Annotated in this window: 30 protein-coding genes; 27 read left to right on the forward strand and 3 right to left on the reverse strand. The window is 60.8% G+C overall.

Annotation, left to right across the window (positions count from 1 at the left end):
- Positions 1–8: 8 nt before the first annotated feature.
- The gene (locus ACJO2E_RS12780; protein WP_406964308.1) at positions 9–530 is read left to right on the forward strand and encodes a cell division inhibitor SulA; all 522 of its coding nucleotides are present in this window, start codon (positions 9–11) and stop codon (positions 528–530) included.
- Positions 531–602: 72 nt separating this feature from the next.
- Here the strand turns inward: ACJO2E_RS12780 and ACJO2E_RS12785 are convergent, their stop codons facing one another.
- Both ACJO2E_RS12785 and ACJO2E_RS12790 read right to left on the reverse strand, forming a co-directional pair.
- Positions 603–863 (reverse strand): hypothetical protein, encoded by a 261-nt coding sequence (locus tag ACJO2E_RS12785; RefSeq protein ID WP_406964309.1) that lies wholly within the window; start codon positions 861–863, stop codon positions 603–605.
- Positions 864–892: 29 nt separating this feature from the next.
- A complete protein-coding gene (locus ACJO2E_RS12790; protein WP_406964310.1) occupies positions 893–1366 on the reverse strand; it encodes a DUF6586 family protein in 474 nt (157 codons plus the stop codon).
- 185 nt (positions 1367–1551) lie between these two features.
- Between ACJO2E_RS12790 and ACJO2E_RS12795 the strand changes: the two genes are divergently transcribed.
- The 26 genes from ACJO2E_RS12795 (at position 1552) to ACJO2E_RS12920 (ending at position 25188) form a co-directional block, all read left to right on the forward strand.
- Positions 1552–1881, forward strand: coding sequence for an SOS cell division inhibitor (locus ACJO2E_RS12795; RefSeq protein WP_406964312.1), 330 nt, complete (start codon positions 1552–1554; stop codon positions 1879–1881).
- Between the two features lie 237 nt (positions 1882–2118).
- The gene (locus ACJO2E_RS12800; protein ID WP_406964313.1) at positions 2119–3573 is read left to right on the forward strand and encodes a sigma-54 dependent transcriptional regulator; all 1455 of its coding nucleotides are present in this window, start codon (positions 2119–2121) and stop codon (positions 3571–3573) included.
- Positions 3574–3715: 142 nt separating this feature from the next.
- On the forward strand, positions 3716–4978 hold the full coding sequence (locus ACJO2E_RS12805) for a sensor histidine kinase (RefSeq protein ID WP_406964315.1): 1263 nt from the start codon (positions 3716–3718) through the stop codon (positions 4976–4978).
- Between the two features lie 24 nt (positions 4979–5002).
- Complete coding sequence (locus tag ACJO2E_RS12810) at positions 5003–6472, forward strand: sigma-54-dependent transcriptional regulator (protein ID WP_406964317.1); 1470 nt, start codon at positions 5003–5005, stop codon at positions 6470–6472.
- Positions 6473–6779: 307 nt separating this feature from the next.
- Positions 6780–7148, forward strand: a complete 369-nt coding sequence (gene fliE / locus ACJO2E_RS12815) for a flagellar hook-basal body complex protein FliE (RefSeq protein WP_406964319.1) — start codon at positions 6780–6782, stop codon at positions 7146–7148.
- Positions 7149–7183: 35 nt separating this feature from the next.
- The gene (gene fliF, locus ACJO2E_RS12820) at positions 7184–8905 is read left to right on the forward strand and encodes a flagellar basal-body MS-ring/collar protein FliF (protein ID WP_406964320.1); all 1722 of its coding nucleotides are present in this window, start codon (positions 7184–7186) and stop codon (positions 8903–8905) included.
- On the forward strand, positions 8898–9935 hold the full coding sequence (gene fliG, locus ACJO2E_RS12825; RefSeq protein WP_406964321.1) for a flagellar motor switch protein FliG: 1038 nt from the start codon (positions 8898–8900) through the stop codon (positions 9933–9935). The genes fliF and fliG overlap by 8 nt, the downstream gene beginning before the upstream one ends.
- Positions 9935–10783: a flagellar assembly protein FliH gene (locus ACJO2E_RS12830; protein ID WP_406964323.1), complete on the forward strand. Its 849-nt coding sequence runs from the start codon at positions 9935–9937 to the stop codon at positions 10781–10783. Before fliG ends, ACJO2E_RS12830 begins: the two co-directional genes overlap by 1 nt.
- Complete coding sequence (gene fliI / locus ACJO2E_RS12835; protein WP_406964325.1) at positions 10764–12143, forward strand: flagellar protein export ATPase FliI; 1380 nt, start codon at positions 10764–10766, stop codon at positions 12141–12143. Before ACJO2E_RS12830 ends, fliI begins: the two co-directional genes overlap by 20 nt.
- Positions 12140–12586: a flagellar export protein FliJ gene (fliJ, locus tag ACJO2E_RS12840; protein ID WP_406964326.1), complete on the forward strand. Its 447-nt coding sequence runs from the start codon at positions 12140–12142 to the stop codon at positions 12584–12586. The genes fliI and fliJ overlap by 4 nt, the downstream gene beginning before the upstream one ends.
- 119 nt (positions 12587–12705) lie before the next feature.
- Positions 12706–13011 carry an STAS domain-containing protein gene (locus ACJO2E_RS12845; protein ID WP_406964327.1) on the forward strand — a complete coding sequence of 102 codons (306 nt, stop codon included), beginning with the start codon at positions 12706–12708 and terminating at the stop codon, positions 13009–13011.
- Between the two features lie 41 nt (positions 13012–13052).
- On the forward strand, positions 13053–14789 hold the full coding sequence (locus tag ACJO2E_RS12850; protein WP_406964329.1) for an ATP-binding SpoIIE family protein phosphatase: 1737 nt from the start codon (positions 13053–13055) through the stop codon (positions 14787–14789).
- Positions 14790–14924: 135 nt separating this feature from the next.
- A complete protein-coding gene (locus ACJO2E_RS12855; protein WP_406964331.1) occupies positions 14925–15272 on the forward strand; it encodes an Hpt domain-containing protein in 348 nt (115 codons plus the stop codon).
- A 98-nt stretch (positions 15273–15370) separates the two neighbouring features.
- Complete coding sequence (locus ACJO2E_RS12860) at positions 15371–16681, forward strand: flagellar hook-length control protein FliK (RefSeq protein WP_406964332.1); 1311 nt, start codon at positions 15371–15373, stop codon at positions 16679–16681.
- A gap of 213 nt (positions 16682–16894) precedes the next feature.
- On the forward strand, positions 16895–17398 hold the full coding sequence (locus ACJO2E_RS12865) for a flagellar basal body-associated FliL family protein (RefSeq protein ID WP_406964334.1): 504 nt from the start codon (positions 16895–16897) through the stop codon (positions 17396–17398).
- 78 nt (positions 17399–17476) lie between these two features.
- On the forward strand, positions 17477–18475 hold the full coding sequence (gene fliM / locus ACJO2E_RS12870) for a flagellar motor switch protein FliM (RefSeq protein WP_406964335.1): 999 nt from the start codon (positions 17477–17479) through the stop codon (positions 18473–18475).
- A complete protein-coding gene (gene fliN, locus ACJO2E_RS12875) occupies positions 18468–18995 on the forward strand; it encodes a flagellar motor switch protein FliN (protein WP_406964337.1) in 528 nt (175 codons plus the stop codon). The genes fliM and fliN overlap by 8 nt, the downstream gene beginning before the upstream one ends.
- Positions 18996–18997: 2 nt before the next feature.
- The gene (gene fliO / locus ACJO2E_RS12880) at positions 18998–19474 is read left to right on the forward strand and encodes a flagellar biosynthetic protein FliO (RefSeq protein WP_406964338.1); all 477 of its coding nucleotides are present in this window, start codon (positions 18998–19000) and stop codon (positions 19472–19474) included.
- A complete protein-coding gene (gene fliP, locus ACJO2E_RS12885) occupies positions 19474–20220 on the forward strand; it encodes a flagellar type III secretion system pore protein FliP (protein ID WP_406964340.1) in 747 nt (248 codons plus the stop codon). The genes fliO and fliP overlap by 1 nt, the downstream gene beginning before the upstream one ends.
- A 10-nt stretch (positions 20221–20230) precedes the next feature.
- Positions 20231–20500 (forward strand): flagellar biosynthesis protein FliQ, encoded by a 270-nt coding sequence (fliQ, locus tag ACJO2E_RS12890; RefSeq protein WP_406964342.1) that lies wholly within the window; start codon positions 20231–20233, stop codon positions 20498–20500.
- Positions 20501–20507: 7 nt separating this feature from the next.
- Positions 20508–21293, forward strand: coding sequence for a flagellar biosynthetic protein FliR (fliR, locus tag ACJO2E_RS12895; protein WP_328185054.1), 786 nt, complete (start codon positions 20508–20510; stop codon positions 21291–21293).
- 17 nt (positions 21294–21310) lie between these two features.
- The gene (flhB, locus tag ACJO2E_RS12900) at positions 21311–22447 is read left to right on the forward strand and encodes a flagellar biosynthesis protein FlhB (protein WP_406964343.1); all 1137 of its coding nucleotides are present in this window, start codon (positions 21311–21313) and stop codon (positions 22445–22447) included.
- Between the two features lie 139 nt (positions 22448–22586).
- The gene (locus ACJO2E_RS12905; RefSeq protein WP_406964344.1) at positions 22587–23462 is read left to right on the forward strand and encodes a hypothetical protein; all 876 of its coding nucleotides are present in this window, start codon (positions 22587–22589) and stop codon (positions 23460–23462) included.
- 315 nt (positions 23463–23777) lie between these two features.
- A complete protein-coding gene (locus tag ACJO2E_RS12910) occupies positions 23778–24101 on the forward strand; it encodes a hypothetical protein (RefSeq protein ID WP_406964346.1) in 324 nt (107 codons plus the stop codon).
- A gap of 184 nt (positions 24102–24285) precedes the next feature.
- A complete protein-coding gene (locus ACJO2E_RS12915; protein ID WP_406964347.1) occupies positions 24286–24684 on the forward strand; it encodes a hypothetical protein in 399 nt (132 codons plus the stop codon).
- A gap of 114 nt (positions 24685–24798) precedes the next feature.
- Positions 24799–25188: a hypothetical protein gene (locus ACJO2E_RS12920; protein ID WP_406964348.1), complete on the forward strand. Its 390-nt coding sequence runs from the start codon at positions 24799–24801 to the stop codon at positions 25186–25188.
- Positions 25189–25389: 201 nt separating this feature from the next.
- Here ACJO2E_RS12920 and ACJO2E_RS12925 read toward each other — a convergent pair whose 3' ends face one another.
- Positions 25390–26691 carry a uracil-xanthine permease family protein gene (locus ACJO2E_RS12925; protein ID WP_406964349.1) on the reverse strand — a complete coding sequence of 434 codons (1302 nt, stop codon included), beginning with the start codon at positions 26689–26691 and terminating at the stop codon, positions 25390–25392.

The raw sequence follows: 26691 nt of genomic DNA on the forward strand, positions 1-26691 counted from the left end.
AGGATCTCATGGAACAGTTGGGTTTGAGCATGAATACGGCTGCTATACCTGTTACCGGCGCAGTAGCGCCGCAGGCGGCGGCGCGGCCCCGGCGGTTGCATGCCGGGGCATCACCGGTGCCCTCCGATCCGGTCCGGGCCGGAGGGGCCGGCGAGGTGCCGGAAACCGGTGCGTCCCGGGCGAATGTGACGGAGGTCATCCTGCCACCGGGGCAGGTGGAGAATTTCCAGTTGCTGCTGCCGATGTTGACGCAACTGAACCAGGAGCGCCGGTGGCTGGCCTGGATCGATCCGCCTCAGGAGCTGGTCAGCAAGTGGCAGACCATGCATGGCATTGTCGCCAGTGAGTTGCTGGTTCTGAGGTCCACCCGTGACTATTCAGCCTTTGAGCTGGCGGAGCGGGCTCTGGGCGCCGGCACCTGCCATGCCGTGGTGATGTGGACCAGCCGATTGTCCAGCCGTGATTTCGGCGCCCTGGAGCGAGCGTCAGCGCAGGGGCAGAGCCATGGAGTCATCCTCCGGACCCGGTAGCCGTTGCGTTGCGGGAAGCAGCTTGGCTCGGGGTGTCAGGGGTTAGCCCGACAGTGCCCGGGCGCCTGCCATTCAGTGAAGGGTGTGGTGAGCGTGAGGCTCGAAATCTTCCGGATCGGCATCCTCCCACTCGACGGCGTCGTTGATCTGCCCCACCGCCTGGATGCCGGCGTCGATCATGGCGCGGGCCACGGTCATATCCCGGTTTTCCATCAACTCACGGGCCTCCTGGGAGAAGGATATCCTGACCAGGGGTGCTGAGTCGTCATCCACGCGCTTGAGGGCGTAGTCGCCGTTACTCAGTTGTACGATTTCAAAGAATGAAGGTGACATAGAATCCTTACTTCAGGCTTGGATGGCGGTTACCACTCGGCGTGCCGCTCACCCAGGTCGTTAACAAATGTTTTCATCGCCGCCAGGGTGTCCAGCAACCCATCTGCAGAACGATCCGGGCCGGGGGCCGCGGATACCGCGATGACGTTGTCCTCCGATACGTTCTTCTGCTGTTTTGGCGGCTGGCTCTGGGACAATTCCAGTTGATCCAGATGGTGCCACCAGCTATCGGGGGTGCGGGACAGTTCACCCAGAATCTCGGCGTCCGGCGTATCCGCGATCAGGGTGGACAGTTCTGCCAGGGAGGCCGGCATGGCATGCTTGTCCTGGTGATAGCGGGCTACCAGGGCAAGCAGCAACTGCCGTGCACGTAGGGACAGTTCGATCGCGCCCTGGATACAGGCTTCCCGCTCTGTGGTGGAAACCTGACTCCGGGCGGACCGGGCCAACTGGGTGGCCAGGTAGATTTTCTGGGATACCAGGGACTGCCACTGTGATGACATGGCGTACCAACCCTCGTGCAGATGCTGAATAAACGTCCAAGTTTACCAGAATGTGAAGGGGATTTCTTCAGGCAATACCGGGTTATCCGGTGTTATGTACTGTCGAAAGGTCAGGACTTTTGCGGACTTTGGCTTGTATACTCGCGGATATAACGGGATTCCAGAACCAGCAAGGGGAGAATGTCATGTCCGACCAAGCCAATCAGGCGCTGGCGCGCCTTGATCAGCATATTGCCGGCCTCAGGCAGGCGTTGGAGGCCAGCGACTGGGACCGGCTGGCGGATCTGAACCGCGATGTCCGCAACCTTGTTGACCCGGTGATGAAGGCCCTGGAGCAGCAACAGCTGCCGCTGGAAGCAGTTCAGAAACGGCTCTCCGAACTGGATGGCTTTGTCCGGGAAGCCGACGCGGCCGCCCGGGAGGCCCGGGACGAAGCCCGGGACGCGCTGGAGCAGGCGGGCCAGAACCGCAAGGCGGCCAACGCCTATGCCAGGGTGTCGAGTCGTAACCGGTGATCTGGGGCTATTGGAGAGGCCGGGTGCCCCGTCGGAATGATAACGCTGACAGATCCGTACCATTCCTCTGCGTCATAAAATTGACTCTCTCTCTTTTAACGTCTTAAATACCGCACAAATAATCAGGACTCCGGAGGCTCCCTGGGCGCCGGAAGGAGAGCGTGCGGAAACTGCCGTCCCCGACAGGTATATCCGCACGGAACCACAACGCTGCGCTGACCAAGAGATTTCATCTGCATGTCGATGACCGATACTGTGCTGGTATTGAGCAAGGACGCGTCACGAGCTAGAGATCTGAAGACCATTCTTGAATTCGTGGGAGAGGAAACCGTCCTGGATGACGGGCCTTCCCGCGAGATACTGACTACCGACGATGAGCAGGCCCGGGCCGACCTCGGGGTGGCAATTGTCGCCAGCGAGGGGCCAGCGGATGTCGTTGACGACATCAGTATGGTGTGCAGTGCGGAACCCGGCCTGCCGATACTGGTGGTGGGTAATCCGGACCTCGAAGCCCTGGATGACGATTGCCGGGAACGGGTCATTGCACGCCTCGAGTGGCCGCCGAACTACACTAAGTTCGTGGATTCCCTCTACCGGGCCCAGATCTTCCGTGACCAGTACCTGCGCAGCCGTGGGCGCGGTCCCGGGCAGCAACGGGGCATCATGTTGTTCCGCAGCCTGGTGGGGACCTCCCGGAGCGTCAAGGGCGTGCGGGAACTGATGGCCCAGGTCGCGGACAAGGATGTCAGTGTGCTGATCACCGGCGAATCCGGTACCGGCAAGGAGGTGGTGGCCCGTAACCTGCACTACCATTCCCCCCGTCGTGACAAGCCCTTTGTCCCGGTCAATTGCGGCGCGATACCGGCGGAACTGCTGGAAAGCGAGCTGTTTGGTCACGAGAAAGGGGCGTTCACCGGCGCCATCACCGCCCGGGTCGGCCGTTTCGAGCTGGCGGAAGGGGGAACCCTGTTCCTGGATGAAATCGGTGACATGCCCCTGAACATGCAGGTGAAGATCCTCCGCGTCCTGCAGGAGCGCACTTTCGAGAAGGTAGGCAGCAACCGTACCCAGAGTGCGGACGTGCGGATCGTCGCCGCTACCCACAAGAACCTTGAGGACATGATTGAGAAGGGGGATTTCCGGGAGGACCTCTACTACCGGCTCAATGTCTTTCCCATCGAGATGCCAGCGTTGCGGGAACGGGCGGAGGATATTCCGCTACTGATCAATGAACTGATCGCACGCATGGAAAAGGAAAAGCGGGGCTCCCTGCGGCTCAACTCCGCCGCCATCCTGAGCCTGTGTCGCCATGACTGGCCCGGCAATGTGCGGGAACTGGCCAACCTGGTGGAGCGACTTGCCATCATGCATCCCTTTGGCGTGATCGGTGTGCAGGAACTGCCGAAGAAGTTTCGTTACGTGGATGACTATGACGAGACGCTGGCCATGGAGGATAACACCATGCCATCGGGTGTGCCGGGCCTGGTGGGCCTGGATGCCCCGGCATTACTGCCGGTCAACGGCATTGACCTGAAGGACTACCTGTCGAACCTGGAAAAGCAGCTGATCCAGCAGGCCCTGGACGAGACCAACGGGGTTGTTGCCCGTGCCGCGGAGAAGCTGCGTATCCGCCGGACTACCCTGGTGGAAAAGGTTCGAAAATACGGTCTCCGGGAGGAGGAAGAGGGCTGACGGAATTTTGTCAGCTTCTTCCCCTTATCCGGCTACGCTTTTTTTCTGTTCTTCCTACCCCTTGTAAATAAAGAAGAAATCCTACCTGGCACGGCTCCTGCTATCCCGACCCTGAATCATTACATTATGGTCAGGGGGAAGCATGAGACAGTTCCAGACGGCAATACCTGCCTCCCGTTCCGGGGAGCCCGGCCCGGCGGCCGAAGCCAATGACAAGGTAACCGCGCTGTTTCCATCACAGGATGAGGACGCCGCCGTCGATACGGCACTGGACCTGTTCAACCAGATGTCACGGCAGATTACCGACTCCTACCGTACTCTGGAGTCCCGGGTGAACCAGCTTTCCGGTGAACTGACCGCAGAAACCCGCCAGCGCCAGCACGAACTGGAAGAGAAGGAGCGGCTGGCGGATCGCCTGTCGACCCTGCTTTCCGCGTTGCCCGCCGGTGTGATTGTGCTGGACAGCCAGGGCGCCGTGGCCCAGTGCAATCCAGCGGCGGTGGCCCTGTTGGGGGAGCCGCTGGAAGGCGAACGCTGGGTGAGCGTTATCCAGCGCTGCTTTGCTCCCCGGCGTGACGATGGTCATGAGGTTTCCCTCAAGGACGGTCGTCGCGTCAGCATTGAGATCCGGACCATGGAGAATGAGCCGGGCCAGTTGATCCTGCTTACTGACCTGACCGAGACCCGCCAGCTGCAGGCCCAGCTTGCCCATGCCCAGCGACTGTCAGCCATGGGCCGTATGGTGGCCTCCCTGGCCCACCAGATCCGCACTCCGCTGTCGGCGGCGATCCTCTACGGTGGGCACCTGTCCCAGCCGGATCTGGACGAGGAATTGCGCCAGCGTTGTGCCGACCGCCTGATGTCCCGACTCACCCACCTGGAGTCCCAGGTGCGGGATATGCTGACCTTTGCCCGGGGCGAGACCCGTCTCGCGGAGGCGTTGTCCTCCGGCCAGGTGGCGGAAGGCCTGCAGGCCGGGGTAGATGGACTGAAACTGGCCGATGATCAACAGGTCATGGTCAGCGCCGACGGTCCGGAGGTTCCCCTGATGTGCAATCGTGAAGCCCTGGTGGGGGCCTGCATGAACCTGGTGAACAACAGCCTTGAAGCTGGCGCGAAGCAGGTGGCACTGACCCTGGTGGGCACCCGGGACGAACTGGAGATTGCCGTGGTGGACGACGGTCCGGGCTTTCCCGGGGACAAGGCCAACGAACTGATGGAGGCCTTCTACACCACCAAGTCCCACGGTACCGGCCTGGGGCTGGCAGTGGTACAGGCGGTGGTCAAGGCCCACAACGGGCAGTTCAGCCTGGCCGCCATGCCCCGGGGAGGCGCCTGTGCGTCGATCCGGCTTCCGGCGGCCCGTACCACCACCGTGCCCCATAACCAGAACACACATTCCTGACAGAAAGGACAGTCGGAGGACGTCATGGCCCGACCCCAGATTCTTATCGTTGAAGACGACCACGACCTGCGTGAAGCGCTGGTCACCACCCTTGAACTGGCCCGTTTCCGGGTGCGGGAAGCCGCTACCGGTGAAAAGGCCCTGGAAGAGCTGGCCCGCGGACCAGTGGACATGGTGGTCAGCGACGTGAACATGCCGGGCATGTCCGGCCATGACCTGCTGGCGGAAGTGCTGCGACACTATCCCGGCCTGCCGATGATGCTGATCACCGCCTACGGTCAGATCAGCGACGCCGTCAACGCCATGCAGACCGGTGCCATTGATTACCTGGTAAAGCCGTTCGAACCCCAGGTGCTGGTGGACGCGGTGGAGAAAGTGATCGGCGCCGGTGCCCGGCGTAACCGGCGGAGCGATGAGCCGGTAGCGGAAGATCCTATCAGCAAGCGCCTGTTCCAGTTGGCGAAGAAGGTGGCCGCCAGCGATTCCACGGTAATGATCTCCGGGGAGAGCGGCACCGGCAAGGAGGTGCTGGCGCGGTTTATCCACCAGAATTCCAGCCGTGATGACCAACCGTTCGTGGCCATCAACTGTGCGGCCATTCCGGAGAACATGCTGGAGGCCATCCTGTTTGGTCACGAGAAGGGGGCCTTTACCGGTGCCCACGCCTCGTCACCGGGCAAGTTCGAACAGGCCAACGGTGGCACCATCCTGCTGGACGAGATTTCGGAAATGGATCTGGGCCTGCAGTCGAAACTGTTGCGGGTGCTGCAGGAGCGGGAAGTGGAGCGGGTCGGCGGACGCCGTACCATCAGCCTGGATGTCCGTGTCCTGGCCACTACCAACCGTGACCTGGCGGAGTATGTTCGCGAGGGCAAGTTCCGGGAGGACCTCTACTATCGGCTAAGCGTTCTGCCAATGCACTGGCACCCGCTGCGGGACCGCCCAAGGGATATCCTGCCCCTGGCGGAACACCTGCTGCGCCAGCACAGCCGCAAGATGAAGCTCACCGGCGTGAGTCTGGGAGCGGATGCGCGCCAGGCACTGCAGCAGCATTCCTGGCCCGGTAATGTGCGGGAACTGGATAACGCCATCCAGCGCGCCCTGGTACTGCACCAGGGCGCGGAGATCCAGGCGGAGGACCTGTGCCTGGAGATGGGCATTACCGGCCTTGGGGGCTCGCCCCGGCCTTCGGCGGCCATGTCGCCATCACAACCGGTCCATGCCGGAACCGGTGTTGCCGACACAGGCTCTGTGGTGCCGGCGGAGGCGGTCGCCGCAACACCGCCGGAACCGGAGGACGATGGTGGATCCCTGGGGGATGAAATCCGTCGCCGGGAGTTCCGAATTATCATCGACACCCTCAAGCGGGAACGGGGCCGCCGCAACCGGGCTGCCGAGCAGTTGGGGATCAGCCCCAGGACGCTGCGCTATAAGCTCGCCCAGATGCGGGACTTCGGTATCGATCTGGATGCCGAGCTGGCCATGGCCGGTTAATCAATGCCCGCCGGGCAAGTGTTTCTCCTTCCTTCGGCGCCTTCGGGCGCCGTTTATCTTTCTGGCGCCCACAGCGCTGCCCTTGCCTCAGGCTATGATTTGGTAGCCCCTTATTCTCCTCCAGGCCCCGTCAAAAACCCGGCATGGCCTTTATGGGTTTCCATGGATGTTTTCTTAATCTGCTGTAATTAAAGGATAAAAAGAACCTGGCCGGAAATTTGCAAATTCTGCCCCAGACAGACTTTCAGCCATGCCGCCCCCAGCGGCGGCAGGTACAGGAACCGTTTTCGGGAGCGGAGAGACAACCATGGTCCAGCGAGCCGATATCAACAACGTTCTCTCAGAGATGCGTAACCTGCGTGCCCAGATGCAGCAGAACCAGCGCATGGAAAACGACCTTGCCGTCAGGGGGCAGGTGGACAAGCCGGCAGGTCCGGAGAAGGTGCAGGAGACCTCGGGGTTTGGCGACATGCTGAACCAGGCGGTGGACAAGGTTAACGACCTTCAGTCGACAACGGGAGAACTGCGCACGGCCTACGAACAGGGTGACCCCAACGTCGATATCACCCGGGTGATGGTGGCCTCCCAGAAGTCATCGGTTGCCTTCGATGCCCTGAGCCAGGTGCGTAACAAGGTCGTGCAGGCCTACGAAGACATCATGAACATGCCGATCTGACGGCGGTTTAGACGAGTTATCAACGGAGCAACGTCATGGCCACTGCAGCCTCAGAAGCCACTTCCACCAATCTGGCCACCACCGGCACGGATGAGGAGAACGAAAGCAGCAGCCCTCTGCTGTTCGGTTTCAACCGCCTGAACCTGCTGCGCCAGATCGGCCTGATGGTTGGCCTGGCCGCCAGCGTGGCCCTGGGTGTGGCGGTGGTGTTGTGGGCCCAGGAACCCAACTACCAGCCGGTGCTGGGTGACCTGTCCAGTTACAACCCTCAGGACGTCTCCAGCATCCTCGACCAGAGTGGAATCCAGTACCGTATGGATCCGCGCAGCGGTGCGCTGCTGGTGGCTTCCGACGATGTCTACAATGCCCGCCTGAAACTCGCTGCCGAAGGCGTCACCGATAAGGAAACCATTGGATATGAGCTGTTGGACCAGGACCAGGGGCTGGGCACCTCCCAGTTCATGGAGACCGTCAGCTTCCGCCGTGGCCTGGAAGGGGAACTGGCCCGCACCATCAGCAGCATGCGAAGCGTCAAGTCGGCCCGGGTGCACCTGGCCATCCCGGAACGGTCGGTGTTTGTCCGTGATGCCCGGGAACCCAGCGCCTCGGTATTCCTGAATGTTTTCGCGGGCCGCCGTGTTGAGCAGGAACAGATCAACGCCATCGTCAACCTGGTGGCTGGCAGTGTGCCGGAAATGAACCGTGAGAGCGTGACCGTCGTTGACCAGAACGGCAACCTGCTGACCGGTCGTGATGAGGATGCCGAACGTCAGGACATGCAGGAGCAATACGAGTACACCGAGCGGGTGGAGGAGCGTCTGACCAAGCGGGTGGCGTCCATGATCAGCCCCATTGTCGGTGACAGCCGCTTCCGGGCGGAGGTCAGCGCCGACCTGGACTTCTCGTCGGTGGAACAGGCGGAAGAGCTGTTCAATCCCGAGCAACAGGCGGTACGCAGTGAACGGGAGATGTCGGAGCAGCGTGCCTCCGGTGCTCAGGGGGGCATCCCCGGTGCCCTGTCCAACCAACCGCCGGGTGAAGCCGCCGTGCCGGAACAGGCGGGTGCGGGCCAGGCTGAAGAAGGGGAAGACGGCGAGGAGCAGGCGCAACCGGTGGACATCCGCCGTGAGAGCACCCGCAACTACGAGATCGATCGTACGGTCAGCTATATCCGCCAGGCCCAGGGCGATGTCAAGCGCCTGACCGTGGCGGTGGCGGTGGACGACAAGCGCGTGGTCAACCCCGATACCGGTGAGGTCACCTACGAGCCCTGGCAGGAGCAGGAGCTGCAGCGCCTGAACATGCTGGTGCGGGACGCAGTGGGTTACTCCGCGGCCCGGGGTGACAGCGTCACGGTCATGAACACCGCCTTCGCGCCGGAAGAGGAGGTACAGTACGAGGCCCCGGGCTTCTGGGAACAGCCCTGGTTCTGGAACCTGATGAAACAGGTGCTGGCCGGTATCGTTATCCTGGCACTGGTGCTGGGCCTGTTGCGCCCGGTACTCAAGACGATCTCCGGTGGTGGCCGCCGCGAATCCGGTATGGATGAGGATGGCATCCGGGGCTCCTACGACGACCTTGGCGAGGTTGGCAGTGACCGGGCCCTGGCGGATGCCATGAGTGGCCAGGACGAGCTGCTTTTGCCCGGCGCCACTGACAGCTATGATAGACACCTGAACGCATTGAAAGGGCTGATTGCCGAAGACCCCGCCCGGGTTGCTCAGGTAATGCGCCAGTGGGTGAACGTCGATGAGTGAAGAAAACCGCCAGGAAGCTGACAGCAAACAGCTTCGCCGCAAGATTCCCCGGGTCGAGCAGGCCGCTATCCTGCTGATGTCACTGGGTGAGTCGGATGCGGCGGAAATCCTCAAGCACATGGGGCCGAAGGAAGTCCAGCGGGTGGGCGTGGCCATGGCCCAGATGAAGGACGTCAGCAAGGACGAGGTGTCCTACGTGATGAATGAGTTTGTCGACGCCGTGGGCGGCCAGACCGGCCTGGGTGTGGGCAACGACGATTACATCCGCACTATGCTGACCCAGGCCCTGGGGGACGACAAGGCGGCCAGCCTGATCGACCGTATCCTTATTGGCGGCAACACCACCGGCCTGGATACCCTTAAATGGATGGAACCGCGGGCGGTGGGGGATATCATCCGTTACGAACACCCCCAGATCCAGGCCATTGTCATCTCCTACCTGGATCCGGACCAGGCCGCCGAGATCCTGGCGACCCTGGATGACAAGGTGCGGCTCGATGTCATGATGCGGGTGGCGTCGCTGGAGAGCATCCAGCCCCAGGCCCTGCAGGAGCTCAACGATATCCTCGAGAAGCAGTTCTCCGGCGGTTCCGCGGCGCAGACCAGTCGCATTGGCGGCATCAAACGGGCGGCGGATATCATGAACTTCATGGACCGTTCGATCGAGGGCGGCCTGATGGATTCCATCAAGGATATGGATCCGGATCTCGCTTCCACCATTGAGGACCTGATGTTCGTCTTCGACAACCTGGCGGATATCGACGACCGGGGTATCCAGTCGCTGCTGCGGGAAGTGTCCTCGGAGGTCCTCGTTGTGGCCCTCAAGGGGGCCGACGACGGGGTCAAGGACAAGATCTTCCGCAACATGTCCAAGCGTGCGGCCGAGCTGCTGCAGGATGACCTGGAAGCCAAGGGGCCGGTCCGGGTGAGCGAAGTGGAATCCGCCCAGAAGGATATTATCACCATCGCCCGTCGCATGGCGGAAGCTGGTGAGATCACCCTGGGTGGTTCCGGCGAAGAAATGATGTGATGAGCGATTCCCGCCGACGCACACGCATTCCTCCCGAAGAACTCAGCGCCTGGGAGCGCTGGGAACTGCCCCTGCTGGACGAACGGGGCAACGAGGTGTCCCGGGACGAGGAAGTGGACGTCAAGCCGCTGACCGCAGCGGATATCGAGGCCATCCGCCAGTCCGCCTGGGAGGAAGGTCGGCAGGAGGGTCGGCAGGCGGGCCACGAGGAAGGTCTGTCCCAGGGGCTGGAAGAGGGGCGCGAACGGGGCTATCAGGAAGGTCGGGAGACCGGCGAACAGGAGGGCCGTGAGCAGGCGGCCGCCGATGCCCGCGCCGAGGTGGACGAGAAACTGGCGCGGCTGGAGTCCGTCATGGGCGAACTGCTGGCCCCCATCGAACGGCACCGGGATGAGCTGGAATCGGCACTGGTCAACCTGGCCACGGTACTGGCCAGATCGGTGATCCACCGTGAACTGTCCCTGGACTCCTCCCAGATTCGCCAGGTGGTGATGGACGCGGTGAGCAGTCTGCCGTCCACCCGGGAGAATGTCCGTATCCGCATCCATCCTACCGATATGGAATGGGTGCGGGAGGCCGCCGATCGTCTCGACGCGGAGGTGTCCATCAGTGGGGACGACAGTATCCTGCCAGGGGGCTGTACTGTGGAAACCCGTCATTCCCTGGTGGACTACACCGTTGAGAAGCGCTTCCAGAAGGCGGTGCAGGCGATGCTGGACCAGCAACTGGGAACCGCCTCCCAGGGCGAGAGTGACGAGCTCGAATCGGTGATGGGCGACCTGTCCGATTTCCACCGGGATGTGCTGGAAGAACCGGGAGAGTCCGACGATGACCAGCAGCCTGACTGAACGCCTCCAGCGACTGGCTTCCAACGTTCCCCAACGACCCCGCCCGGAATTGTCCGGCCGCCTGACCCGTATGGTGGGCCTGACACTGGAATGCGTCGGCTGCCCGATGGTGGTGGGCGACCGCTGCATGATCCTCGGCCACGACACCAGCACCGTGGAAGCGGAGGTGGTCGGGTTCGAGGATGACCGCGTCTACCTTATGCCCCTGACCGCCATCGAAGGTCTGCGACCGGGGGCACGGGTTATTCCCCTGTCGGCGGCGAGCCGGGTGCCGGTGGGGCACGGCCTGCTGGGCCGGGTCGTCAACGGCAACGGCGAGCCCCTGGACGACCGGGGCCCGCTGGAGGTGGAAGCCCGTGTGCCCCTGGCCGGGGAGATCATCAATCCCCTCAACCGGGCGCCGGTGCGGACTTCCATGGACGTGGGCATTCGCGCCATCAACGCCCTGCTGACCGTGGGCCAGGGCCAACGCCTGGGCCTTTTTGCCGGCAGTGGTGTGGGCAAGAGCATGCTGCTGGGCATGATGACCCGCTTTACCGATGCGGATATCACCGTGGTGGGCCTGATTGGCGAGCGGGGTCGGGAGGTGAAGGAGTTCATCGACGATATCCTGGGGGAAGAGGGCCTGTCCCGTTCCGTAGTGGTTGCCTCCCCGGCGGACGACTCTCCGCTGATGCGCCTGCGGGCCGCCATGCTCACCACCCGCATCGCCGAATACTATCGCGACCAGGGCAAAAGGGTGCTGCTGCTGATGGATTCCCTGACCCGCTATGCCCAGGCCCAGCGGGAAATTGCCCTGGCGGTGGGCGAGCCGCCCGCCACCAAGGGGTATCCGCCGTCGGTGTTCGCCAAGCTGCCGCAACTGGTGGAACGCACCGGTAATGGCAAGCCCGGGGGCGGTTCCATCACCGCGTTCTACACGGTACTGACCGAAGGTGACGACCAGCAGGATCCGGTGGCGGATTCCGCCCGCGCCATCCTGGATGGCCATATCGTGCTGTCCCGACGACTGGCGGAGGAGGGCCATTACCCGGCCATCGACGTGGAGGCATCGGTCAGTCGGGTCATGCCCCATGTTACCGAACAGGATCATTTTGCCCGGGCGCAGCGGTTCAAGCAGGTCTATTCCCGCTACCAGCAGGCCCGCGACCTGATCAGTGTTGGTGCCTATGTGAAGGGCTCGGACCAGGAAACCGATTTCGCCATTCGCTATATCGACCGTATGGGGGATTTCCTGCAGCAGGGGCTGAATGAGGCCGCCCCCTTCGGCGAGTCCGTGGACCAGTTGCTGTCGCTGTTGCCGGAAAAACCGGCCAGATCGCAGACGGCGGATAGTGGCCAGCCCGGGGGTGGTGAATGACCACTCGCTCGCAACGCCTGCAGGTGGTGCTGACGCTGGAGGAACGCAAGGAACAGGAAGCCCTGGATCGCATGAACGGAGTTCGCAACCAGTGGCAGGTGGAGAAAGACCGCCTGGACGAACTGGGCCGCTACCAGCGGGAATACCACCAGCAGATGCGTGCCCAGCAACAGGGGACCGTGCCGGTAAGCCGGCTCCAGGGCTGGCAGAACTTCATCGCCCGCCTGGACCTGCTTATTGGCGATCAGCAGAAGCGTGTGGCACAGGCCGCCGAACGCCTGGAGCAGGCCCGGCAGAACTGGCAACAGGCCTGGGAACGCCGCCGGGGCATGGAAAAGTACATCGACACCTGCCGCGCCCAGGAACAGCGTGCCCGGGACCTGACGGAACAGAAACAGGCCGACGAAGCCGCCGCCCGGCAGTTCTCCCGGCGCCGCCAGTAGGCCCTTCCTCCTTCCGCTGCGTTGCGATGGCGATGTCTTTCTACTGCAATACAAATCCCTTTCCATTGTCTATCCTGAAGGGGCACAGAATGTGCCTGGGCCTTGAATGGAGGAAACCTATGCCGGTTAACACCCGACGCAGTGAGGATGGTGAAACGCGGATCATCGCCATCGAAGGTCGTTTTGACTTCAGTACCCACCAGGCTTTCCGTGATGCCTATGAGAAGGATTCCGAGGGCGTACTGCATTGGGTCGTGGACATGTCCGACACCAGCTACCTGGACAGCTCAGCCCTGGGCATGCTGCTGTTACTGCGGGACTTTGCCGGAGGCGACAAGGCCAGTATCCGGATAGAGAACTGCAACAGCGACGTGCGCCGTATACTGACCATCTCCAATTTTGAGCAGCTGTTTTCCATACGCTGACTATTTGCAACAGCGGCCAACCGTGGTGAGAGGATGCGCCCGTGACGGATTCCGCACACCCCCGACCCCTGCGTCTGCTGATCGCCGATGACAGCAATACCGATCGCCTGATTCTGGAGGCCATCCTGTCCCGTCAGGGCCACGACGTGCGGGCCGCGAAGGATGGTCAGGCGGCCTTGGAGCTCTACGAGTCCTGGTCCCCGGACATGGTGCTGCTGGATGTGATGATGCCGCGGCTGGATGGCACCGAGGCGGCCCGTCGCATCAAGGCGCTGGCGGGGGAGCGGCTGGTGCCGGTGATCTTCCTCACCTCCCTGTCGGACGCCGGCTCCCTGGCCCAGTGTCTGGATTCCGGCGGTGACGATTTCCTGCCCAAACCCTATAACCCCGTCATCATCCAGGCCAAGCTGGGGGCCTTTGACCGCATGCGGCGCATGCATGAGACCCTGACCCGCCAGCGGGACCTGATCCGGGAGCGCAACGATCAGTTGCTGGAAGAGCAGGTGACGGCCCGCCGGGTGTTTGACAATATCGCCCATACCGGGTGCCTGGACGTGTCCACTATCCGCTATCACGCCTCGCCGTTGTCCGTCTTCAATGGTGACATCCTGTTTGCCTGTCCCAGGCCTGCCGGGGGCATGCACCTGCTGGTGGGTGATTTTACCGGCCACGGCCTGCCGGCGGCGATCGGCGCCCTGCCGGTGGCGGAGATCTTCTACGGCATGACCAGCAAGGGTTTCGCCGGAGATGATGTGCTCAGGGAACTCAACCAGAAGCTGGTACGCATCCTGCCCACGGGGATGTTCTGTTGTGCCTTCTTTGCCGAGGTAGACTTCCGCGACCGCTACCTCCGGGTCTGGAACGGCGGACTACCCGACGGATTTATCCTGCGCGGGGATGGCTCCCGGGAATCCCTGGTCTCAACCAGCCTTCCCCTGGGGGTGCTGGCGCCGGAACGGTTTGCTGCGCCCATGTCCGAGTATACCGTCTGCCCCGGTGACCAACTGCTGCTGATGACGGACGGCGTGCTGGAGACTACCAACCCCGATGGTGACTGGTTCGGGGATGAGGGGCTGGCCCGGGTGCTGGATGACCGGTCACGGGAGCAGTCACCGGTGGACCTCCTGCTGGAGGACATCAGGCGGTTCAGTGGCCGGAGCGAGGATACCGATGACCTGACCATCCTGGCCCTGCGGATCACTGAGCATGATCCGGTGGCCAGCCAGACACTGGCGGCCACCCAGTCGGCGCTGACCGGCCCCGCCGCCTGGAGCTGCAGTTACCAGGTGGATGGCGAAACCCTGGCCCGGTTCAGTCCGTTGCCGCTGCTGCTGCATGTGTGTATGTCGGTAGCGGGGCTGCGCCAGCATAGCGGGTCGATCTATACCATACTGTCGGAACTCTACAACAATGCCCTGGAGCATGGCGTGCTGGAGCTACCATCGTCGTGGAAGGATGGCCCGGAAGGCTTCAGTCGATATTATGCTGAGCGGGAGAAGCGTCTGGGCGACGTGGGGGAGGGGCACTACATACGTTTCGAGCTTGAACACCGGCTGGGTTCGTCCGGTGGTCGCCTGGTGATCCGCTGCCAGGACTCCGGCGAGGGTTTTGACCGGGCACAGGCTCTGGCAGGGGGTGACGGTCCGGGGTATGCTGGTCGAGGCATTCCTTTGATAAAGAGGTTGTCCAGTGATCTGACATACAATACGCAAGGAAATTGTGCCGAAGTAGTATATGATTGGGAGTTGGCTGATGTCGGGAGGTCGCAGGATCAGTAGCGATGCTGGTACCTTTGTGATGGCGTCCCGTGCAGGTTTCCTCAGTGTCGGGTTGTATTTTGTCGATACGCCCAGACTATAGGTATGCAAACACATCAAGAGCCTGATGTACCTTTGGCTCCCAAGAGGTTGGTTATGAACGATAAGCCACACCTTGATGAAGAGGCTCTGGCCGAACTGCGGGACGTGATGGAGGATGAGTTCGACATCCTTATCCAGACCTACATCAACGATTCCAGCGAACGTATTGAAGCGCTTCATCAGGCCCTGTCAGGCGACGACCAGGCGTCGTTCGCCAAAACCGCCCACAGTTTCAAGGGCAGCAGCATCAATATCGGCGCCTCCCGCCTTGGAGACCTTTGCCTGAGCGCCGAAAAAGCCGGACGTGAAGGGCGCATGGATGACGCCAGGCAACTGTTACCGGAACTGGAAGCCGAGTTCGTCACGGTTCGTCAACTCATGGAAGAATCCCTCCACGTCTGATCCTCGTCTAGTGTGCCGGACTGGCACCGGTTTTGCACAATAGCTGATAAACCAGCCCCTCTGGGGCGCCCCCAGTGAATCAGCGGCAAGAGGTTGCCATGTCCGGAATGGTTCTGAACCAGTTACTCACTCCTGAATCGGGTATCGACCGCCCCGGTGCCGACAAGGCCCTGGATGGGGCTGTCCAGGGTCGGCCCGAGAGCGGGCCCAGTCGTTACGACGAGGTGGTCCGGCAACAGGAAAAACGCCTGGAACAACGGCGTGCCGAAGAGCGCTCTGCGCAGCGCAAGCGGGACCAGGAAGACCTGCGGCAGAAGCAGGACGCTGCCAAGGCAGAGACCGCAAAGGCAGAGAACGCAAAGGAGGAGCGCGCCAACCGGTCAGCGGAAGAGAACACCCAGGCGGCAAGGGACAGCCGCCCGGAGTCTGACCGGGACAGCCGGACCAGCAGGGAATCCCGTTCCGACGGGGACGGCCCCGACACCGCCAATGCGAATGCCTCAGAGGCTAAACCGGACAAGGTTGTCGATGACGTCGAGTCGGCAGGTATCGGGCTGCTGCAGTACCTCCGGGATGGCGATGAAACCGGCATGACCGGCCTGATGATGCAGGGGCAGCCAGTTGAGGGAGCCGGTGTCTCCCAGGGCAAGTCGGCCCGTACCACCGCCCAGATGATCGCGTCATTGACCGGTACCGGACAGCAGCCGGGCGGCCTGCCGAAGGCCGGCGCCCTGTTTGCCGCCATGCTCGAGGCAGGTCAGGACAAGGGCGGCAAGCAGGGGCGTGAGCTTCTTGCCGGGCTCCAGGCCGGCGGTGTCCAGGCCCTGACGGACAGCGCCACCAGGTCCCCCGATACGTTGACGGCCCAGGTTGCCTCACGACTGACCGCACCGGAACTGACGCAGTCACTGAACCAGCCCGCCACCCTGCGGGGGCAGGAGGCCCAGGCTCTGATGCGAAACTACAGCACCAGTGTCGATGTGCCGGTGGGGGCCGATGAGTGGGGCGAGAAGGTGATGGGCAAGCTGGCCTGGCTTACCGCCAGCCAGATGTCGGTAGCGGAGATCCATGTGACGCCGCCGGACCTGGGACCCCTTGAGGTCCGGGTCCAGGTACAGAATGACCAGGCCACGGTGACCGTTCACACCTCCACGCCGGCGGTACGGGAGCAACTGGAACTCCACGGCCATCGCCTTCGGGACATGCTGAATGAACAGGGGCTGAGCCTGGACGGATTTGACGTGTCCGATTCCGCCGACCGTGACCGTTCGGAACAGAACGACGACGGTGATGAGTCCGCTAACAGCGGACCCGGGCAGGGGCTGGCCTCCGGTGATGCCGACACCGATGCCACCGAAATGACGGAGCTGGACCTGTCCTGGAAGGGAGAGCTCGACGTATACGCCTGACGGGTGGATTAGCCAGAGCTTGATCGAGCAGTTACACTTTTGTCAGCAATCGGAGGCCAGCCTCAGGGCTGGCCTTTTTGATGATGCGAATCCACCGCCAGGTGATTCCGGGGCGCGATCCAGGGGCACAATGACAGGTTGGCTCGGCCTTTGCTTCTATCCTATTAAGGTGAATCCCTGGCGAATATCGGCAAAATATTGACGGATTTCTGAATGGCGCAGAACAATGAGGTGGCGGCACCACCGAAGAAAGGCCGGTTGAAGACGATGCTGCTCCTGGTCATCGTACTGGGGCTGGCCATTGGTCTCTCCATTGCCGGAACCCTCTGGTTCCTGGGCAAAGGCGACAGCAACACCGCCGACGTGGAGGAAGGGGGCAGCGTGGCGGAAGAGGCCTTCGTGCCATCCGGTTACCTGGTGATGGACAAAGCGCTGGTTGCCACGGTTCAGCACCCGGGCCGGCCCCGCTACATCCAGGTGCACCTGGCCCTGGAGTCCAGCCAGGAGGCAGCGTTACTGGCCGCCGAGAAGCACATGCCGCTGTTGCGGAACACCCTGATTTCGGAGCTTGGGGGCCTGGAATTCATGGCACTGCAGACCAGTGAAGGGCGAGCGGCCCTGCCGGAGCAGTTGCTGGTGGCGGTCAACGAGACCCTGGAAGCGGAGGGGGAGCCCGCCGTCGACCGGGTCCTGTTAAGGAACTTCGTGATTCAGTGAAATCCGTTCAGGGGCAGGCAACGACCACATGACCATGGTGCCGTCCCGCTGAACTGCAGGCAGTCAGAGGCTGAAACTATGCAGGACCTACTCTCACAGGATGAAATCGATGCGCTGCTCCACGGGGTGGACGACGGCGATATCGATACCTATGACGAGACCGACGAAGAAGGCGTCAAGCAGTACGACCTGGCCAGTCAGGACCGGATCGTCCGTGGCCGGATGCCGACCCTCGAGATGATCAACGAGCGTTTTGCACGCTATACCCGCATCAGTCTGTTCAATCTCCTGCGTCGCAACGCCGATGTTTCCACCGGCGGCATCCAGATCATGAAATTTGGTGAGTACATCCACACCCTGTATGTGCCCACCAGTCTCAACCTGGTCAAGGTGCGCCCATTGCGGGGCACCGGCCTGTTCATCATGGACGCGAAGCTGGTGTTCAAGCTGGTGGACAATTTCTTCGGGGGAGAGGGGCGCCACGCCAAGATCGAGGGGCGGGAATTTACCCCCACCGAAACCCGCATCGTGCAGATGGTGCTGGATCAGGTCTTCGTAGACATGCGGGAGGCCTGGCAGGCGGTTCTCAAGGTGGACTTCGAGTACCTCAGTTCCGAGGTCAATCCGGCCATGGCGAACATCGTCAGCCCCAGTGAGGTGGTGGTGATCAGCACCTTCCATGTGGAACTGGACGGTGGCGGTGGGGAACTGCACCTGGCACTGCCTTATTCCATGATCGAGCCCATCCGGGAAGTACTGGACGCCGGTGTCCAGAGTGACATTGATGATGTGGACGAACGCTGGGTCAACGCCCTGCAGGAAGACATCCAGGATGTCCTGGTGCCGGTGAACGCGATGGTCTGCCGACGACGCATTTCCCTGCGGGAAGTGGCCAAGTTCAAGGCCGGCGACGTGATCCCGGTGGAGATGCCCAATAGCCTGGAGATGACGGCCAATGGTATTCCCATCTACAAGGCCACCATGGGCACACGGGACGGCAAGCTGGCACTCAGAATCAAGGAGCGCACCAAGCTTCCGGTGGTGAAAAAACAACTGAAGGTAGGTAAACATGGCTGACGAAGACAACAAAGACGACCGCGAGCTCAGCGAGGATGAAAAGCTGGCTGCCGAGTGGGAAGCAGCCATGGATGAATCCGGCGACAGTGAGGGCGAGCCTGAGCCCGCTGGCGGCGACCACGAAGACGAGTGGGCGGCGGCCATGGCCGAGGCCGAAGGGGCCGAACAGGCTGAAGAAACGAAAGGCAAGCAGGTAAAGGCCGCTCCCATGGAGGATTTTGGCGACCAGCCGGAACCTGGCGGAGTGGCCGGTACAGAACCTGACCTGGACGTGATCCTGGACATACCGGTGACCATTTCCATGGAGGTGGGTAACACCCAGATTCCCATCCGCAACCTGCTACAACTCAACCAGGGGTCGGTGATCGAGCTGGACCGGCTCGCCGGTGAACCCCTGGACGTGCTGGTGAACGGCACCCTGATCGCCCACGGGGAAGTGGTGATGGTGAACGAGAAGTTCGGTATCCGCCTGACCGACGTGATCAGCCCGGGCGAGCGCATCAAGCGCCTGCAGAAGTGACCATGGCCCGGCCCGTTTCCGTGCCCGCGGCGGCACTCGTCACCCTGTTGCCCGTACTGGCCCTGGCCCAGGATGCCGCTGTACCCGCAGCCCCGGAGCAGTCCGGTTCCGGGCAGGGGGATGCCCTGACCTCCCTGGCCACCCTGGGCATCGGCCTGCTGGTGGTGGTGGGGCTGATCTTCGGCTGTGCCTGGCTGGTCCGCCGCATGAGCGGCCTCACGGGTATGAACACCGGTGCCATGAAGGTGATTTCGGTGATGGCCCTGGGGGCCCGGGAACGGATTGCCCTGATCGATGTGGCCGGCACCCAGATTCTGGTCGGAATAACGCCCACTGCCATCCGCACCCTGCATGTGTTCGAGGAGCCCGTGGTGGCGCCGGGACAGGATGTAGGCGGTGATTTTGCGAAAAAACTCCAGGGCCTCATCGGTCGTAAATGGAAGCCGGACAGCACCGACCGGCAGGGAGGCGCGGACTGATGCGCTGGTGGTTGATCCTGGCGGGGTTGCTGCTGGCCCCGGATGTACTGGCCCAGGACGGTGGCAGCGGCATTCCCGGCATACCGGCGGTGACGGTTACCCCGGGGGAGCAGGGCGAGGAATACTCGGTAACCCTGCAGATCCTCGCCTTCATGACCGCGCTCACCTTCCTGCCGGCCATGCTGATGATGATGACGTCCTTTACCCGCATCATCGTGGTGTTCGCCATCCTGCGCCAGGCCCTGGGGCTGCAATCCACACCATCGAACCAGATCCTGCTGGGGCTGGCCCTGTTTCTGAGCATCTTCATCATGAAACCGGTGTTCGAGGAAGCCAACCAGGTCGGCCTGCAGCCCTACCTGGCGGAGGAAATGACCTCCATGGAAGCGGTGGAGGCCGCCAGCGTGCCGTTCCGGGAGTTCATGCTGGCCCAGACCCGCGAAAGCGACCTGGGCCTGTTCATGCGTATCGCCGACGAACAGTACGACACCCCGGAGGATGTCTCCTTCTGGGTACTGATGCCGGCCTTCGTGACCAGCGAACTGAAGACCGCGTTCCAGATCGGCTTCATCCTGTTCATACCTTTCCTGATCATCGACATGGTGGTGGCCAGTGTATTGATGGCCATGGGGATGATGATGCTGTCGCCGATCATTATTTCGCTGCCGTTCAAGATCATGCTGTTCGTGCTGGTGGACGGCTGGGCGCTGATCATGGGTACACTGGCCGCCAGCTACGGCATATAGGGGGATCGCCATGACACCGGAAACCGTGATCGACATCATGCGCGAGGCACTGTGGATGATCGTGCTCCTGGCCAGCATGATCATCGTCCCCGGGCTGATGATCGGGTTGGTGGTCAGCACCTTCCAGGCGGCCACCCAGATCAACGAGCAGACCCTGAGCTTCCTGCCGCGCCTGCTGGTCACGCTGCTGGTGATTATCTTTGCCGGCCCCTGGATGCTGACGCAGCTGATTGATCATGCCGAAGGGCTGATCGGCAGCATTCCCTACCTGATCGGATGAGGCGGGCATGATCCCCGCCGATCTGAGCGCGGACCTTATCAGCCAGTGGGTAGGGCAGCACCTCTGGCCGCTGTTCCGGATCGCCAGCTTTTTCATGGTGATTCCGTTCATCGGAACGCAACTGGTACCCGCCCGGATCCGGCTTGGGCTGGCACTGCTGACCACCATCCTGATCGTTCCCATGCTGCCGCCGGTGCCACAGGTAGAGGCCCTCAGCGGTGAGGCGGTGATCATTACCCTGCAGCAGATCCTCATCGGCGTGGGGATGGGCTTCGCGTTGACGGCCCTGTTTCAGCTGTTTGTGATTGCCGGGCAGATGATCGCCATGCAGATGGGGCTTGGTTTCGCCTCCATGAACGACCCCTCCCACGGGGTTAACGTGACCATCCTGTCGCAGATCTACACCATCACCATTACCCTGCTGTACCTGGCCATGAACGGGCACCTGGTGGCAATCGAGGTGTTCCTGGAAAGCTTCCGGACCATTCCCATCGGCATGGAGGGATTGGGCCAGGAGGGCGTCTGGCAACTGGCTCACCGTATAAGCTGGATGTTCGTATCCGCCATGTTACTGGCATTGCCGGCGGTAACCGCGGTGCTGATCGTCAACATTTCCTTCGGTGTCATGACCCGGGCGGCGCCGCAGATGAACATTTTCGCCCTGGGTTTCCCGATTGGCCTGGTTTTTGGATTGTTCTCCATATGGGTGCTGCACGCCAATTTTCTGCCACATTTCGAGCAGTACTCCCGCGAGACATTCCAATTCATGCGACAGCTCCAGGGGCAACCCTGACGTAGTAGCGACAGGTCATGGCTGAAGAGAACGACAACAGTCAGGAAAAAACGGAAGAGCCGACGCCCCGACGCCTCGAAAAGGCCCGGGAGGACGGTCAGACCGCCCGTTCCAAGGAACTGGCCACCATGGCCGTGTTGCTGGCGGGTGCCGGCGGTCTGCTGGTCTTCGGCAGTACCCTGGCCATGGCGCTCGAGGACATCATGCGTGGCGCGTTTGCCCTGGAGCGTAGTGAGATCTTCGACACGCGGTTCATGAGCACGCAACTGATCGCGTCCGCCTGGAAAGTGACGGTCGCCGTCAGCCCGATATTGCTGTTGCTTCTGGTTGCTGCCATCGCCGGCCCCATCGGTATCGGGGGGCTGCTGTTCAGCGGCAAGGCCATTGCCCCCAAGCTTAATCGCATGGACCCGATCAAGGGCCTGAAGCGGATGTTCTCCCTGCGTTCGCTGATTGAGCTGGTGAAGGCGGTGCTGAAGGTGGGACTGGTTCTCGTGGTGGCGATCCTGATCCTGAATTTCCGGACCGATGACCTGCTGAGCATTTCCGAGGAACCTGCGGTGCCGGCCATGGCCCATGTGGTCTGGACGCTGGCCTGGAGCTTTTTCTTCCTGTCCTGCGCCACCATCATCATTGCGGTGATCGATGTACCGTTCCAGCTCTACGACCACCAGAAGAAACTGCGGATGACCAAGCAGGAGGTGAAGGACGAGTACAAGGACACGGAAGGCAAGCCCGAGGTGAAGGGCAAGATCCGTCAGCTACAGCGGGAGATGGCCCAGCGGCGGATGATGCAGGACGTGCCCACCGCCGATGTGGTCATTACCAACCCGACCCACTATGCGGTGGCGCTGAAGTACGACCAGAAGCGGATGGGCGCACCGGTGGTGGTCGCCAAGGGCAACGACGAGGTGGCCTTCAAGATCATGGAAATCGCCCGGGAGCACAAGGTGGAGCTGCTGCGAACACCGCCGCTGACCCGGGCGGTCTACCACAACACCAAAGTGGGGGAGGAGATTCCCGACGGCCTGTACATGGCCGTGGCCCAGGTGCTGGCCTACATCTTCCAGCTCAGGCAGTTCCGCAAGGGGCATGCGACCAAACCGACCATGCCCGACTTCCCGATTCCCAGGGATATGCGGCGGGATATTTGAGTTGGTTGTAGCCTGCTGTTCCGGGGCTCTAATCTGTCCTGCAGTCTTGACTCAGTTCCGGGAACAAGGTTTTATACCCATACTGGCGATTCAGGATGTCCGTCGGTAAGAAGGATTCAATCTCACAAGGACGACAGGGATGTTTCATCGGGACCCGATTCTGATCAAGGCCCCTCTGGGCCGTATCTATGCCTTCACCCGGTACTACCGGGGAAACAACATTTTCGATGGCCCCCACCTGGCCTTTCCCCATGACCGTGGCTTCGCCCGGGAACGCCTTCTCGCCCTGACCCGGCACTTCGGGGATGATCCGTTCAATGACCGGCTGCACGACGTCTGGCAGATGGTATTCCAGAAACCCTGGACCCGCCCGAAACGTCTCCATGAGCTGGTCATGGACCTGACCGACAAGATCACCCGTGGCGAACTGTTTGTCTATGAGGAACGAGACCCGGATCGGGCCCATCGAATCCCGGTGCCGGATGGGCCGCCGGAGGGTGGGGCGGAGTTTGTTGATATCGGCGTTCCGGAATCCGATTCGCCCGCTGATACCCCCCGGACAAAGGGCCCTGCTGTCATTTCCAGCAATGATCAAGAGCCTCGCGATGTTCCCTTGCAAACGACGATTCCCGAGAGCGAGCCCGAACCGGTCGAGAGTACATTGGACCGAGGCCATCTGTACCACACCGTAGGCCTTGATACCGTTACAGCCAGGGGAGCGGGTGGCGATACGATCGGCGGCATGTATGACAAGGTGTACGATAGCGATGGCAACCAACGACCAGGCATCGACAACGACACTGCGAATGCGTTCGACGAAGCCTACCTTCAGGCCCAGGATATCAGTGATATGCGGGCTGAAGGTTATCGGATGGTGGCTGAGGATACGGCTATTGGCGCCGCAGTGGGGCCTTTAGGACTTGGCGCATCCAAACTGGGGGCAATCTGTATCGAAGGGTACTTGCACGGTTATCATCAAAGGGTTCACCATTTCCTGCAGACCCTCATGAGATGACTCGAATATTGGGTGTTGAACCTAAACGAGTCTCCATGACTCCCGATGGTACCCGGCGAATACTTTGGGAACCGAATTCCAGCACTAGGATCCGCTTTGAAAGCCATCCCCACGGACTCAACCCGTCCGACCCGGGTTTTAATCCACGGCATCATGGCGAACACTATCATGTAGAAATCAAACCTGAGGAACTTTCTTGGAATAAAGCAAAGAAACAGAACCTCATAATGAAAGTAAGGCCTGAAGGCTATGAACCAGGATCCGGCACCGGCTTCTTACCAGGTGAAACGTTCCCCGGAACATAAGGATAATCTCATGAATCTTAACGAAATAAACCTTTCCGACTCAACGATCGAAACAATGCGAGTTGAGAGCGATAGCATTATCATAAACATTGAGGATTGGCAGGCTATACAGCACACATTAACGTTCAATGATGTAGTAGGATTACAATGCTTTAGCCCTGAGGGGCAAGAAATTAGCCACGGGTTAAGCAATAACCAAGACTCGTTTATTTCCATTGCTTGCGAAGCTGCACAAGAAGATGACGCACAAGCCTTTCAGTGTTATAGGCTTATATCTCCCTGGACAGAAAAGAGCATCCTCACCGTGGTTGCCAGATCTTTCACGTTTCAGTAGTGTCTAAGGAATCGATCCAAGGAGGCATGAGCTCAACAACTAAGTACCAAACCCCGCGCGCTCAACAACTAAGTGCAAAACCCTCTGATCGAGTATTGTGTTGCCATGGGAAATCACTATCGCCACCTCAGTAATACAGACCGTGTCACGCTCATTTTGATGATGAGTCAGGGAGCCAATTTAGATGTACGAAGAATACGAGAATCTCCTAGATAGAAATTACTCACCTGATTTATGGTCTGATGAGGGAATTGGCTTGGCGGTGAGTTTACTTAACGAGTTCTCCGTGGCTGACTGGGACGCCCTGTCAGTCAGCGTTAGCAAAAAAGATGTGAGCTGGAAGACGAAATGTGCCGAGACTTTATCTGAGGCCAATCCTGAATACGCTACCCCCATACTCAAAGACATGATGTTAACTCAGAATAATATTGCTCTGGAAGCCGTAGTTGATTCACTGAACAGCTTCAATCAAGATGGACTCAATCTACAGCTCAATGAACATGAAAAAGACATACTGCTCAGACTTTCAAAAAGCTCTGGCTTAGCATCGCTGATAGCCAAGAATCTTCTGAAGATATCATGATAAAAGCGTAGCCAGCCCGGATTGTTCATGGATTACTGTCAATCCTATCAGGCTGGGTGGACTGCCTTCATGGGTAATACCCCGAGTTAAACGGAAAAGAGGAAAACGCCTACTATGGAATACCTATTGGATGCCAAAAGCAAGATGCTGATTTCTTTAAATGTGTTTCTAGTATTAGGTGTTTCAGGGGCTGGTGCGTTTAATGTGTTCTTTGTTCAGGTTGACGAGAAGGGCGTTATGCAGAAGATGGCAATGTTGCTACTCATTACACTCCTGTTCTTTCTTCCAAATATTCTGACACTACGCTTCCTTAAGACTAATAGAGGCCGCAAAGCGACTATTATCGCTTTGGCCGTTTGGGCGATATTCTGTGTAATAGGTTTGGTTTCAGTAAAGCAAACTGCCTTTGTGACAGTAATTTGTTCTTTGCTGATTTTCGTCAACACGGTGAGCCTAATCGGTGTATCCGCTTCCAAACAGTCTGATGAGGCGCTTTACTCATAGAAAGGCCAGCCAGTGTTAAGCTAAAGCCACCGCTTCGCTCTGGTTTTGTCTCACATGCTGGCAGCGCCCTCATCCCGGGCTAAGGGGGAGGACGACATCTCGGATGAGCAACTGGTTGCCGCCTTCCCCCTCGACCCGCAGGCTTGGGTAGGGGGCGGCCAGGAGCAAAGCCCGAGAGGCGACAAGAGCTAGGGGAGCAATTCAGTGCTCGTGATGGGCCCGTTCACCCCAGGCTGAATCCGATCCCGGCAGTACCAGGTTCAGCAGGATGGCAACGATGCCACAAAGGGCGATGCCCTCCATGCCGAAGATCTTCATGCCACCAATACCGAACACCAGGGTAACCCCCACAATCACCAGGTTGCGGGCCTGGGACAGGTCCACCTGGTTGCGGATCAGGCTGTTCAGGCCCACCACCGCAATGGAGCCGAATAGCAGGCACAGGATGCCACCCATCACCGGTACCGGAATGGTCTGCAGGGCCGCGCCGAACTTGCCGACAAAGGCCAGCACAATGGCTACGCCTGCCGCCCACAGCATTACTCTCGGGTTGAAGTTCTTGGTCAGCATCACTGCCCCGGTTACCTCGGAGTAGGTGGTATTGGGCGGGCCGCCCAGGAGGGCGGCGGAGCTGGTGGCAAGGCCGTCGCCCAGCAGGGTGCGGTGCAGCCCCGGCTTCTTCAGGAAGTTCTTGCCGGTGACGCTGCTGATGGCCAGTACATCGCCGATGTGCTCAATAGCCGGGGCGATGGCCACCGGAATCATGAACAGGATCGCGCCCCAGCTAAAGGACGGGGCCTGGAAGGCTGGCATGGAGAACCAGGCGGCCTCGCTGATCGGCGTGAAGTCCACGATAACCGGCGTAATGCCGATCTTGCCGGCGATAAAGGAAAGCAGGTAACCCACGACAATGCCGAACATGATCGGAATCAGCCGGAAGATACCCTTCGCCCAGACCGACACCACAATGGTGACCAGCAGGGAAATCATCGCAATGACGATGGCCGGGGTGTAGGGCACCAGCTCGGCGGAACCGTCGCCGGTGTGGCCGGTGGCCATGTTCACCGCCACCGGTGCCAGGCCCAGGCCGATTACCATGATCACCGGACCGATCACCACCGGCGGTAGCAGGCGATTGATAAACCCGGTGCCCCGCAGTCGCACCGCACCGCTGAGCAGGATATAGAGGATACCGGCGGCGACCAGCCCGCCTAGGATCTCCGGAATGGAGAACTGGTTCTTCGCCGCCATGATCGGGGCAATAAAGGCAAAGGAAGACGCCAGGAAAACTGGCACCTTGCCCCCCGTCACGATATGGAAAATCAGCGTGCCCAGGCCGGCGGTGAACAGCGCCACGCTGGGATCCAGCCCGGTGAGAAGCGGCATCAACACCAGGGCACCAAATGCCACCAGCAGCATCTGGGAGCCGGCAAGTGCCTGGCGCCAGACGGGTTCGCCGGCGTAGTCCTCCCGCAGGGAGGTGGTGTTATCCGTATCCTGCAT

The organism is Marinobacter shunpengi (assembly GCF_045449695.1).
In the GTDB taxonomy this organism is placed as follows: domain Bacteria; phylum Pseudomonadota; class Gammaproteobacteria; order Pseudomonadales; family Oleiphilaceae; genus Marinobacter.